Source organism: Pantoea coffeiphila (assembly GCF_016909495.1).
Lineage (GTDB): Bacteria > Pseudomonadota > Gammaproteobacteria > Enterobacterales > Enterobacteriaceae > Erwinia > Erwinia coffeiphila.
The window spans coordinates 148307-162024 of sequence record NZ_JAFBFW010000005.1 but is presented as its reverse complement, the minus strand read 5'-3'; the positions used below and the strand labels follow the sequence as shown (position 1 = coordinate 162024).

General features: G+C 44.8%; 7 protein-coding genes. 4 read left to right on the top strand and 3 right to left on the bottom strand.

All coding sequences use genetic code 11. The annotated features are described in order from the left end of the window. Positions 1 to 381 precede the first annotated feature (381 nt). From dndB to dndE, 4 genes are read left to right on the top strand one after another with little or no spacing between them, the layout of a single operon-like run. Positions 382 to 1467 (top strand): DNA sulfur modification protein DndB, encoded by a 1086-nt coding sequence (gene dndB / locus JOE09_RS17090; protein WP_205066586.1) that lies wholly within the window; start codon positions 382 to 384, stop codon positions 1465 to 1467. Further along, positions 1464 to 3098, top strand: coding sequence for a DNA phosphorothioation system sulfurtransferase DndC (dndC, locus tag JOE09_RS17085; protein WP_205066585.1), 1635 nt, complete (start codon positions 1464 to 1466; stop codon positions 3096 to 3098). Before dndB ends, dndC begins: the two co-directional genes overlap by 4 nt. After that, on the top strand, positions 3088 to 5088 hold the full coding sequence (dndD, locus tag JOE09_RS17080; RefSeq protein ID WP_001577626.1) for a DNA sulfur modification protein DndD: 2001 nt from the start codon (positions 3088 to 3090) through the stop codon (positions 5086 to 5088). Before dndC ends, dndD begins: the two co-directional genes overlap by 11 nt. Further along, positions 5088 to 5447, top strand: a complete 360-nt coding sequence (gene dndE, locus JOE09_RS17075; RefSeq protein ID WP_058675766.1) for a DNA sulfur modification protein DndE — start codon at positions 5088 to 5090, stop codon at positions 5445 to 5447. The genes dndD and dndE overlap by 1 nt, the downstream gene beginning before the upstream one ends. Before the next feature lie 284 nt (positions 5448 to 5731). Here the strand turns inward: dndE and dptH are convergent, their stop codons facing one another. From dptH to dptF, 3 genes are read right to left on the bottom strand one after another with little or no spacing between them, the layout of a single operon-like run. Continuing rightward, on the bottom strand, positions 5732 to 10780 hold the full coding sequence (gene dptH / locus JOE09_RS17070; protein WP_205066584.1) for a DNA phosphorothioation-dependent restriction protein DptH: 5049 nt from the start codon (positions 10778 to 10780) through the stop codon (positions 5732 to 5734). Next, a complete protein-coding gene (dptG, locus tag JOE09_RS17065; RefSeq protein WP_205066583.1) occupies positions 10761 to 12116 on the bottom strand; it encodes a DNA phosphorothioation-dependent restriction protein DptG in 1356 nt (451 codons plus the stop codon). Before dptG ends, dptH begins: the two co-directional genes overlap by 20 nt. Beyond that, positions 12116 to 13714, bottom strand: coding sequence for a DNA phosphorothioation-dependent restriction protein DptF (gene dptF, locus JOE09_RS17060; protein ID WP_205066582.1), 1599 nt, complete (start codon positions 13712 to 13714; stop codon positions 12116 to 12118). Before dptF ends, dptG begins: the two co-directional genes overlap by 1 nt. Positions 13715 to 13718 lie beyond the last annotated feature (4 nt).

Below are 13718 nucleotides of genomic sequence, written 5' to 3'. Positions count from 1 at the left end.
AGCAAAATAAGCAGGCGGAACGGTGTCCCAGTTTCCTATTTTTTTACCTTCAAAAGCAAATTTCTTCGCACTGCGTCGTTTGTAATCGTATCTGTTCCGGGTATCATTTTGCGAACTGCATTCCAAACCTGAATTTGCGATAAGGCATGGTTGCTCTTTCGCTACAATTGAATCGCTACATACAAAACCCATGCAATTCTGATAAAGGTCATCAATGAAATGACGCGATTAGTAATTCCAGGGTTTTGATTTTTCATGCAAATCTGTAGGTGAAACAATTTTAGTACGCAAAATTTCACGTTAAAAGACTGTAAATCCTTCCGATTGTTACGTAAAATATCACGTAACATACATTGTTAGATTTTGGAGGGAGTTTCAAGTATGGCCAATGTTGACGCAGATTACTGCTACTCATTTCCCGCGATCCGCGGCATTCAGGCAGGCCGCCCCTTCTATATTGCTACATGCCCGATGCGCATCATCCCTAAGATTTTCAGCTTTGATGAAAATGACGTCCCGCCTGAACTGCGAGCACAACGCACACTTAATAAATCACGCATTCCCGAAATGGTCAGGTACTTGCTTGATAATCCGAAAGATTATGTATTTTCTGCCCTGACGGCGTCCATAGCAGTAGACGTACAGTTTGACGAGTTCCCTGGTTCCAATAACCTGGGTACCTTATGTGTACCAATGGATGCTCAAATCCTTATCAATGATGGCCAGCACCGCCGCAAGGCGATTGAAGATGCTTTAGACGCTCGTCCCGAGCTGGGGCAGGACAATATCCCGGTGCTGTTTTTTGTAGACGAAGGGCTCAAACGTAGTCAGCAAATGTTTGCCGATTTGAATAAATATGCTATCCGCCCCAGTCCTTCATTATCATCGCTGTACGACCACCGTGATGCCTGTTCAAGTCTGGCACGCTACCTCGCAATGTCCGTGGAACCATTCGTCGGGATGACTGAACTGGAGAAGTCAGGTATCAGTCAACGTTCAAATAAGTTGTTTACGCTCAGCAGCATCAAACAAGCAACCCGCGCTTTGTTGGGCAAGGAACCCAAAGAGAGCAACTTCGAAGAATGCACCCGAGTTGCAGCCCAATACTGGAAAGCAATTTTTTATGTTATGCCCGATTGGCAGTTAGCGGCGAAAAAAGAGGTTTCACCGGTTCAACTACGGCAGGACTATGTCCACGCTCACGGTATTGGCTTGCAGGCGCTGGGACAACTGGGGTACACACTGTTGACCGACTATCCTGAACAGTGGCCGGATAAAATTGATTCACTCAAAACTTTTAACTGGCGCCGAAACAATCCAGACCTGATTAAACGCGCGATGCAGCACGGTAAACTGAGTAAAACCAGTACCGCTATCCAGCTTACCTGCAATGCGCTAAAAATCGCTCTCTCAATTTCTCTCACTCCTGAAGAACAGGAGCTTGAAGCTCAAATGGTTGTCTTATGAGTAAATTAGCTCAGGCCTTCGATCTGGCCGAATACGAAGATTTTATTAATCAGGAGCAGTTTGCCGGACGCCCTCTGGCCGAATATGTTGCCGAAGTACAAAGAATTTATTGCGCAGATAAACGCCCGTGGGTCATCGGATACAGTGGAGGAAAAGATTCCTCCGCTGTTATAACTCTCGTGTATCTGGCTTTGCTGGGTTTGCCCCCAGAAATGCGTAGCAAAAATGTGTTTTTGGTGTCATCTGACACGCTGGTTGAAACCCCAGTAGTAGTTGATCTGATTAAGAAAACCATGTTGCAGATTGAGGCTGGGGCAAAACGCGATGGTCTGCCAATCACACAGCATGCGGTCATACCAAAAACCAATGAAACGTTTTGGGTTAACCTGTTGGGGAAGGGTTACCCTGCCCCAACCCGTAGTTTTCGCTGGTGTACTGAGCGAATGAAGATCAACCCAGTAAGTGGCTTCATCAAGGATAAAGTCAGCCAGTTTGATGAGGTAATAGTTGTACTGGGTTCACGGAGTAGTGAAAGCGCTTCTCGTGCACAAGTTATTGCAAAACACAAAATTGATGGTTCCCGGCTGGCAAGGCATACAACGCTGGCAAACGCATTTATCTATACCCCGATTGATACATGGGATGTAGAAGACGTATGGAAATTATTACGTGGCGCGTTCCGCTACGCCCCAGATGATATCAATGAGTGGGAAAGTCCGTGGGGAGGTAATAACCGCCCACTTTGGACATTGTATATGGACTCTTCCGCACAGGGTGAGTGCCCACTTGTTATCGATGACAGCACTCCATCATGCGGCAGCTCACGTTTTGGCTGTTGGACCTGTACCGTTGTAACAAAAGATAAGGCAATGGAGAGCCTGATTCAAAATGGTGAAGTCTGGATGTCTCCGTTGCTCAAATATCGGGATCTTCTGGCATTTACTACCGATCCTGTAAATAAGGACACTTATCGTAATTATAAACGTCGCACAGGCAAAGTAAGCTATCAATATGCAAAGGATGGTGAAGAGCTCACAGCCGACCGTAAACATGTTCCAGGCCCGTATTGGCTAAAATACCGCCAACAATGGTTAAAAGAATTACTTACCATTGAAAGAGACATGAATGCTCAGGGACACGAAATTGTATTAATTACCCAACCCGAATTACATGCTATCCGTCAGGAATGGCTTAAAGACCCGAACGAGCCAGATTGGTATGACACTTTACCGGGGATTTACAGTGACGTTTACGGGAAAAATCTGGACTGGGTTACAGACGACCAATCCCGTTTTAATGCTAGCGATGCAGATCTTCTTACCCAGATAGCCCAGGGATTTGATGTAGTTCCTGAGATGGTTATGAAACTGATTGAGTTGGAGGTTTCTCTGGAAGGGCTTAGTCGCCGCCAGGGAATTTTTGACAAGCTAGGTACCATCCTCAAACAGGATTGGGGTAGTCTCGAAGAGATTAAGCAGCAACAAGCAGCACTACAAAAACGTAACGACCGGGATATTCACCAGGAAGAAGTCACCAGGCTGGAAGCTGAACTTCAGGTTCTACAGCGAAGAATTGTCGATGCCAGTGAATCCTCTGTTTTAGTCGAGGAGGAAAACGAACGTGCTCATTAAACAACTAGTGTTACATAATTTTCGGGTATTTAACGGTACTCATACCATTGATCTCGCCCCCAGAAAGCGCCCACACGATTTGAATCCACGACCTATTGTACTGTTTGGTGGTTTAAACGGTGCAGGGAAAACGTCGATCCTATCAGCGATCCGTCTAGCACTATATGGTCGGCTGGCGTTTGGCCTTGCCACTCAACAACAGGAATATGTCGAGCAACTTAGTTCGTTAATTCACAACGGTGCGTACGATATTGAACAACCTGAGGAAGCCGCTGTCGAATTGACCTTTACCTATAATAAGGGCGGCCATGAAGCGGAATTTACCGTTACGCGAACCTGGAAAAAAGGTAAGAAAGATCGCCTATCTCTGCAACAGGATGGACAGCCACTCAGTGAGCTGGATTACGATCAGTGCCAGGGGTTTCTTAATGAATTAATCCCGCATGGCATTGCCGATCTGTTCTTTTTTGATGGCGAGAAAATTGCGGAGCTGGCGGAAGATGAATCCGGCAATATTTTGCGTACCGCAGTGCGCCGTTTATTAGGTCTGGATCTGATATCCAAACTGCGTAATGACTTAATGATTTTTGTTAAGCGCCAGCAATCCAGCCAGTTGGTGGGTTCTCAACAACAGCAGATTGCAGAGCTTGAAAAACAAAGTAAAGAATTGGCCTGCCAGACTGAAGAGATACTGGAAAGAGCCGATTTTGCCAAATCGCGGATTGAGTTTATTTCTAAAGATATTATCCGTTATGAAGGTTTGCTAAATGCTCAGGGGGGGGCTTTTGCCCAGACAAAAGCGCAGGAAAAGCAGAAAGTTGATGCGTTATTGAAAGATAAGGAACGTCTGGAAAAAGCACTGCGTCAGGAATGTGATGGGCCGCTACCTTATGCGCTTGCGCCCACTATTTTGTCTCGTTTACTGCAACAAATTACTGATGAAACGCAGATTAAACAGGCAAAAAGCTTTGAAAAAGAGCTGAGCCAGTTTTTAACGCAACTCAGAAATGATATTGCATTTCGTTCTGAGGGAACTGGCAAAATAGCAGCTGAAGCGATTACCGATAATCTAAAAGAGTATATGGCAACTAAGCCTAAAGGCGATTTGCTGTTTGATATCTCTGAACGTGAAGCCGGTATGCTCCAACAGTCGATTGAACAAGACAGCAAAAAGGCATGGCAACGCTTCGATCTTTACCGTACCCAGTTATCAGAGACTGAACAGCAGTTAGAGCAGGCTGCTGCAAATATTGCCCGCGCCCCGGAAGACGACCAGTTAATGGAGCTCTTTGAGAAGCTACGCGAACTGGATAAGCAACGTGAAAAACAGCGGCAAAAATATCTTTCATTGCTGGAAGATGCTAAACGAATTAAGCAACAGCAACTGGATTGCGTTCGTCAGGTACAAAAAATGCATGATGTTGCCCGAAGTCAGCATGGCTTGAGTTGCGCCTTTAAAAACGCTCAAGAAACGATTAATTTACTCGATCGATACAGTGATGTATTAACGCAGGCAAGAGTGAAAACACTGTCAGCGAATTTCGAAATAGCCTATCGCAAACTGGCCCGTAAAGAAGATTTACAACTTAGTGCGCACATTAACCCAGAGACGTTTGACGTAGAGCTGATTGATGAACAAGGATCCGTCATAAAACGTAAGCTGCTTTCTGCCGGTGAAAAGCAAATTTATGCAATTGCTATTCTTGAGGCTTTAGCAAAAACCTCAGGCCGTGATTTACCGGTGATTATCGATACGCCATTAGGACGTCTGGATTCTCAGCATCGGGATAAACTGATTAACCACTATTTCCCGTTTGCCAGCCATCAGGTAGTGCTGCTATCTACTGATACGGAAGTGGATGAGCGTTATTTTGTTGATCAATTGCGTGATGATATCTCTCATGCTTATGAGATTGTGTTTAATGCACATACCAAATCGTCTGCACTGAAACCTGGCTATTTCTGGGAATTAACTAAGGAGGCGATCTGATGCTCCCGAATCGAATGGTGCTTAGTCGTCAGACTGAAGAGCAGCTTAAAAAATTGAAAGGATATACAGGGATTACGCCCAATGTCGCTGCTCGGCTGGCATTTTTCCGTTCGGTAGAGAGCGAGTTCCGTTATTCGCCTGAGCGGGATACCAAGAAGCTGGATGGCTCGCTGGTACTGGATAAAATTACGTGGCTGGGGGAGACATTACAGACTACAGAATTGGTGTTGAAGATGCTTTATCCACAGATGACGCAGAAGGATATGATTAAAGCCTGGGCAGCACATGTTGAGGATGGGATTGCGGGGTTAAGAAACTATCGCTCGGTAAAAGATTTTGTATATGGAGTATACAAATAATGGAAAATAATAAGTCGATATTCACCCCATCTTTGCTAACAAAGCATGAAAATGGCACACTAACAACGGTAATCTGTATTAGTCGCGACTTGATCTGACATATGGTAATCCCCCCGAAAAATCGATGCAGGCATAAGTAGAATTTTCTCCTAACCTGAATGCAGGGGGGATTACCAGTGCATATAACAACATCAAAGGATTATGAGGGGCCCTTTAGTCCCCTCGCCGCCAGCACGAAATTAACTAAATTTTTCAGAAAGCTAAGATCCATAGACCTACCAGGCTCAACCCTTAGAATTGTTCAGGCGGGATAACATGGAGGAAACCTTCACTTTCTTAACACTCATCTTCAACTGACCGTTATCCAAATGGTAGCCAACTGATAAACACTGTCCTTTGGATAGGTCTCCTAGTTGCTTTTCCCACTCAGCCTGCTTTGTACCTGGCATGCTCAGTTCAAGAATTTTCGCGTACGTCTTTGTCTCTGTTTTTGCTGGTGCAAAAATCAGCTTGTGACACGCCTGGAATAAACGATCTTGCTCATCTTTACGCAGCATACTTAGCGTTTGAGTCGCCAGAATTAGGGATACCCCAAACTTGCGTCCTTCCGTTAACATTTTGCCCAATGGGCTCTCCAGGCGATGATCGAGGTTCTGCACTTCATCCAATACAATAGGAATCGGTTTTTCCTTACTACCGTAACTACATGCGTAGGAGTATAGATCCCAAAGTAAAAACTCAGTACAAAGCATTGAAATATCGTGGTTAAGCGACGCAAGTTGCATAATTGTTGAGCGGTGATGTTCACTCTCAAACACATCATTCCAACTTTTATCACTGTCAGATGAAAACAAGTTAGACTTAACAAGAGGAGCCAGCTTGCTTGCAAGTGCTGGTCCTGCAGTTTCTTCCTCGTTTAGGTCATCCAACATATTCTGTAAGCTATAAGCACTACCATATCGTTGGACACCAGACTCAATCACTTCATTGAGCACTGCGATCTGGCGCTCGCCAATTGTCGAATATACCTTGTTAAAAACAGAGGCTACCCTTCCAGCCACCATATGAGGCTTCTCTTCGAGAAAAATCCCGCCAAAATCTTGCTTTTGAGCTCTAAATGGCGACATACCAAATGGCTCATTACAAAGAATATTGGATTTAGGATTTGTTCGTTCAATAAACTCCGGCTCAAGGTGATTCGGCAAGAATCCGTTTGTATAATCAATCACCAGCGACCGAATTTGAGCATCGGCCAAGCTCATCAACAAACCTTGTATACAGTAGGTCTTACCCTGCCCTGAGCTACCAAAAATGATCAGGTGACGGTTTGCTAAATCCTTGTGCCCGTACTCCCAGAAAACTTTTTCGCCGGTAAGCGTATTCTGACCAATTTCAACTCGGCATTCACTCGCATAATCTGGGGTTGGCTCTGCAGCTAACTTTGACGGCTCCTCTGTTTGGAGGTTCGGTTTTAAATCCTCTGGCTTATCGACCACAACGTCTAATGGAACGAGCGACTCTCTTTTTTTCAAAGCTGTCTGCCCCACCAACATATACTCCGCCGGCACATGGCAGATCTGTGCGATGTCCTTTTCGTTCATTAATACTTGAAGCGGGTGTTGCACCAGTGAAGGCAGCAAAGACATAGGAAGGTCAACCTTCAACACGCCATCCTGCATGTTATAGCCAGGTTCGAAACAGCTTCCGCTTTCAAGGTGGCTAACCACTAGACCTGCTGGATAGTTCTCAAGCTCCGCAATCGCGTAGTTACCGCGTAGCCACTCTTCTTTCTCTGCCAGCAGGGCTTCGAAATAGTCATTGCTGAATACGTTGTACAGACGGTATTTGTCGATTTGCATCAACACTTGGCGGATAAACAAGCCTCGGTATAGCTTCGACGCCAGTGTCTCGTCGCTCAAAAGCTCTGTTAGATAGCGGCGAAGCTCATTCGCTTGCTGTACTGCTTTTTTGTAGTCTGGCGTGGAGCCTGTTTTCACTTCGACAGGAAGCAAATAAAGGTTACCCTCTTTAAAGCCCACCAGCAGTATATCATCTGAAATCGCGCCTTTTTTATATCTCTGCACATTGCGTGAGAAGTCACTGTCGGTCATTTTCAGGCCGATGTTACCCGACACGCGGATCATTTCACCAACTGAGAGCGGAACCCAGGTGATATCAGATTGGTGCACCAGACACGTCGCAAATTTATAGGCGCCGATAATGCCAGTTCGCTCTTTGCGAATGGTGTCGTTGCAAGTCAACATCTTCAGTAGCCAATCACCATTGAAGGCATTGAACTCGTTAATCTGCTTGCCGCCACTTTGTGCAACCACCCTTTCGAACAAACCACGCTGTGCCGTCACGGTTATCGCATCGTAGCTGGCTGAGCTGGTGTACTGATCAGAATAATGAATAAGCACGATACATTGATTGGCGTGGAAGAAGTCTAGCGTCACTTTCGGGTCGATGATGGTGGTCCAAATCGAGCTGTCATAAGAGCGCGCTAGCAGAGATTTAAAGTCTTCACTGACCGCAAGAGCAGGAGCATTGGCCCCCGTGTATTGTGTGCTGGGCTTAAATGCTGGTTCTATTAACGAGCCAACATACTTCGCTATTTCCAAGTGTGGTTGGTTACTATATTGAACGTTTTGCAAACCAAATGCAGTGAAGTATGAGCCTTCATCACTTTTAGAAGCGTCGCCCGTCAGCAGGCCATCACACGCAATACCACTAGGCATGTCGTCAACGCTCAAGGTCGTTAACTTCACGTTGTCGTTGTTTCTGAAAAAAGACAGGTGCGAGTAGGCTTGCCCTTCGCGTTCACTTTGAGCATTGGTAAACTTGCTGTAAGTTAGCCGGGTTCGCAGAATATCGATAATGGTGTCGGCATTTTCTCGCACTTTCTCTCGGTCCAATTCCAACCAAGACTTTAATTTTTCGTAATTGAACGTTTCTGCAAACTGGTCAAATGCATTGAAAACCAGCTCATCATCGTAGAGGTTGACATGAATTGATGCCGCTTTATCGAGGTTATCTTTTACATAGTCAACCAAACCGAGGAATAACTCTTCTGCACGATCTTGATTCACGGCATTCACCAACACACTCTTCTCTGAGCCGGTAAACAAGTGGCGAAACGCTTTTTGGAACTCGTTGATCTTTTCTTTAACCAGCTTGCGAACGAACTTCAGACAACTTTTCTGGTGAGGGACACTTTTAACCCAAAACCCGTTTTCTGTTACTTGCTGGTTGTAGGCAAACCCATGCTTGAGATGATAGACATACGGAAGCAGTCCACTTGGCCCCAAGCGATTGAACGTGACAGTTGGCAAGTCAGCAAAGCTGTCATCTTTTTGCATTTCATTACAAAGATTTAAGTAGTAAGCCAACACCATTGGGTGGAATGGCGAGTAATATTCTTCACCATTCTCGCGAACCAAACCGATTTGCATCACAAGCTTTTGCTCTTTGGTAAGCATGCCACCAGTTGGGATCGCGTTGAAATAATCAAGGAATGCATCCACGGTCGCTTTCACGAGTGCCGTAAATATAGGCCCCCACGAAACCAACGAAATAGTTGTTCGTCGGCTCGCTAGATAGTCAAACAGTGCTTGGTATGCTGAGTGAAGACCGTCATCAATAGACCTTAACTGTTCCAACGCCATGCTGTTGGATTCCGCTAGGTAGACTTGCTTTTGCTGAACGAAACACTCTTCCCAACGAAGTAGGCTAATGCGCGGCTCCATGACGCGAAATTCACTATGATCGATCGCGACAACGTCTTTACTCGGATAAAGCTCGCCAAACACGTGATCGTCAAACAATTTGTGGAAGCGAGATTGGTTAAGCAGCAATGGGAAGGACAGGCTGCTTTCTACCTGTTCACCCTCAATATAAAATGTCAGGGAATTATCACCTGATTTCACCACAAAGCTGATTTCTTCTGACTCGTTGGCCAAAGATTCAAAATAGACAACACCAAATTCTGCGCAGTCAACCACTTCACCGACATCATCTAGGCTTCGGTTTGCAGTTAGCGCCGGGTTAATAACCAAGCTGTTGTCTACCGTTTTCAAGGTAAGGCGTTTTTTTGAAGGCTCAACGGCGAAAATGTTTTTGAATGCCTCGAGGTGAAACTCGCCTTTTCTGACAACCAAGCAACGGAAGTTATGGTGTTCAGAGGTATTGTCACGCTTCAATGCTAGCGTGAAAAACAAAGGCTCATTGGCATAACTAGCTGCTAGAGTAGCGTTTGCCCCTTTACTAGTTAGGCGCGTGCTGATGACTTCTTGTTTGCCAAGTGCATTCGCTGGCGAGACTTTAAACTGCTCTTTTCTTAAATCGCTGATGCCAGAAAAGCTCAGTTTAAGTTCAAACTCACTTTGCCCTTCTTCCAGTGCAATAATCAAGTGACGGTCACGCAATCCTGCTTTAGTTTCTTTTGGGTAGCGACCAATCACTTGCGCATTATTGGTCTCGTCTTCACCTTCATGCTTAAGGTTCTGAATCTTATTCCTTTTGATCTCTTCTCGATAAGTTTCAAACTCCACATCTTTCCAACCATCGTCAGAAAAATGTTCTTTGATAAACCTACTACTAAAGCCTTTCAGCCTTTCTTCGAGTTGCTGACCAAAATGCTCTACTTCAAACGACAACTCTTGGTAAAGAGTACGGTTTTCTTCTAGGCGCTGTTTGATCTGTTTTTTATTGCCCGATAACTCAGCAACAAAAGGATCCTCAAACATGCCTAGCTCGCTGAAACACAGCTCGCCATCCTCAACTGCCTTGTATAAAGACTCGAAACCGAACATGGTCGCACCATCTTCCAAAATCGCGTCAAATTGGTCGTCCAAAAGGCAAAGCGAAACGTCTCGAGATTTGTCAGATTGCTCAATAAAGCCACTAAGAGCGAATTTGATTTTCCCTGGACTCCACACCTGGCCAGACTGGCCAAGATCTTCCGCCGAGTTGATGAGAGTATCTAGGCGACTATTGTGAATCACCACCAGTGCACAGCCCTTCAACGGACCTTCCTGGCTTGCTATTTCGTCACGCAAATTAGAGATGTAGTTTTCGGTAAAGCCCGTTTCACAAGCATCTTCGCTATGAAGCACTGGCACCACTTTGCAGTCTTCTAGGTCTAAATAGCTCAGCGCTACACCATTGCGAGCTTCGCTCTCTCCTCCTTTTCGCGCTAAGAGCGCATCGAAAAGTCGCTGACTATTAGCATGGTCAGGAGAGTTAAACTGGTAGCGATAGCCTGCGCGGATGTTTCCTTTCGCGTGCAGTAAAAACTGCTCAACCAGAAACGATTCAAATTGTTTTGCGCACATACACTGCATCTCCACTATCACTCATGCGTTCAACGTTGCCAATTCGCTCATAGAACTTAATAAGCTCTTGTTCTGTCTGCTTATCAACAAAAATCCCCCTTTGCTGTAAGCCAATTACCAGCTCATGGAAGCGAAGCTTTTCTTCCTTACCCACCACCAGGTTAGTAAGCAAAATAATGTGGTCTTGAGTGAGTACTAACACCCGACCAGAGCGACCACGAGCTTGCACGAAGCCAGTAGCCATGTTTTCTTCAACCGCTTTAATATATTTTTTGATAGTCCCCGGACGGTCGGTTTTAGGGTCTCTGAACTGTTCTTCAGCAAGCTTCAAAGCATATTCCAACCAATCAATTGCGGTTTCTGCTTTTTCAGGTATTGCTGTTTCAAGTTTTCTGTTGTGGCGAAACATTTTTGCGTAATTTTCAATATACCCAGCTAGATCACTCCGCTCTGAACTCTTAATATCCTTTGCCAATTGCCACAAAGGTTTTTTTAATTTTTCTGGGTTTGGTTGAAGATTTTCCAGCATAGAGAGGAAGGGAAACAGCTTGAAAGACGATTCGCTAAAAAGCTTGTAACCGTGCTTTTTGATATGGATACGTTCACTGCTGGCGCGCTCATGATCCATGATGAAATACAGCGGTTTCGCGGTTGGGGCTTCACCTGTTTTCCAATCCGACAACGATAGGCTTAATTGAGCCGTGTAAGCAAAGCCATAGAATGCCAAGAAACGCTCGAACTCATCCAACAGGTATTTCGGATAACCAGTTAAAAACTCGAGGTCACGTTTAAACGCCTCTGCTATATAGGGCAAATATGGTGACTCGGTCACTTGGAAGTCCTTGTCACGATCTGACTTTGTTTTGTCTAAAAGCGTTTTAAGAAACTCCTCTTCGAGGAAGTTCAAGTTAGATTCAAATCGTTCAATTTGCTGTCCTTGAAGTAAGTTAATAAACAAGGATGCCATTCGCATGTCGCGCGTGTACTTGTTATCTTGACTCTTCTGGCTCTTAAACAACAGAAACTCAGGGGTTACCGAGAATATATTTTCATTAGTGAAATACATATCTTCAAGTACACTCCAAAATTCCTCTTCACCCAATTTGTTTTGTAAGTTTTTTTTGCAATCCGCAGTAAAATCTTGGTAATTGTACTTTTCTATTTTTTTACAAAGTAATCCACGCAGGACTAAGCCCACGACTGATGACCAGTCAAAATCATTGCCTTGCGTACGAATGGGAATGTAACTGCTCAACGTATTCTTATTTTGGAACTTATCAGCTACCGTTTGTGGCAAACCGGCCTTTATCGGTAATGTGAAATTATCGGTCGTCATTAGTGCATACCACTCACTTCAAAATAGTCACTTTCTTCTTTCACGATTTTGTAGCGCTTATCACCCTTGAGAATAAAAAAGGTCTCTTTTTGCTTAGCTACTGTCAGCATCTGTTCCAATGCTTCATCAAGTAACAAAACAGCATTTTTGTCGTGCTTGTTAGGGCGATACCCCAGCCCAATCTTGACCAAAAGCTCAAGTAGTTTGACGCTAATTGGCATTGGCTTAAGCGATTGTTCATCGACTTTCAGATACACATTGAAGGTGCCTATTTTTTCGAGTGTACTGTTTTGTATTGCTGAAAAATCGGCCTTAACTTCAAGAGACACCGCCGTTTTGTAGCCATTAAGCTCAGAAACTAAATACTCGTCTTTGTCGAGTGTTGGGGCATGACGATTACAATAGCGGTGAAGCGCTGCGATCAGCGTTTCTTTGTAGAAACTGCCAAGCAGTTTGCGCATCTTTCCTGAACCATCGAAATCACGATGTCGCATCCAGACAGATGCATAGGTTTCTACCAGATTGTTTGTGAACTCGTTTTGGATAGGCGTTACAAACTCATTGCTGAGCTCTTTGTCACCCCGAAGCAAATAGAAAAGGCGAAGAAAAGACGTTGCTTTGGTTACCTCGTAAAAACCAAGCTCGTTAATTTTAGATCTAAACGCATTGAAACGCTCATCTTCAATGCCCAGCTCATGCTGAAGCACAAACTCATCGACAGTGCGCGTGTGCAGATTACTTGGGTCAAAACCCTGTATACGGGATAACAGCTCGTTATCACTGCCTGCAAACAAGTTGTCGAACAAGTAGCCATCCGCCGCGAGCAACTGGAAAATGAAATCCAGTAACGCTCGGGCCGTGAGGAACTGATCTTTGATAAGACGGGCTTTGAGTAATAAGCCGATCAGAGATTCCTGAACTGAAGGGCGACTCAGCAGCGCATAGTTTGCCGTCAGGCGAGTATGACCTAGAGATTTGAGCTCTTTGTCATAAAGCGCATAGAAAGGATTCTCAAGCGTTTGTGCTGTCAATCTTTTTAGAAATTTTTCTGCAAAGTCTGATGCACAGCCCTCAGCATTGAAGGTGAATTTTGGATAGTCTTCAAAATCCAAGAATACGTACTGCTTTGGAATTGCTGATCGCTTACGAGAGAGAAAGTCTCTGAGCACCTTTTTGATGTCGCTATGCTCTTTGGAACCTTCTTCTGCATAATTGCCGAGCATACCAACGTTAATACCCACAACAAGTGGTTTATGACTTTGCTTGAACTGGGTGAATCTTTGATCAAGAGCTTGAATGGCTGTCTGGCTTGGATTGAAGCTGTGAGTCGCATCCAAATGGAAGTCATGAGTCACTTTGTGCTTTTGGCTGTACTGCGTCAAGATCTCAGACTTGCCATCACCACTACTTCCGCATAGGAAGATGACTTGATTGGACTTAGCAGATAGGAGTGCTTTTTTAAAATCCGCTTCTATATCTGTCGTGATGTATATGTATCTCTTGAATCCAACGAGGTGATCTTGATAGTGCTCTCTCTCGGTACTGACCGCATACGGTGAAGACTTTGAGAGAATGCTGAGAGCTTGTGCAAATTTCAACGGT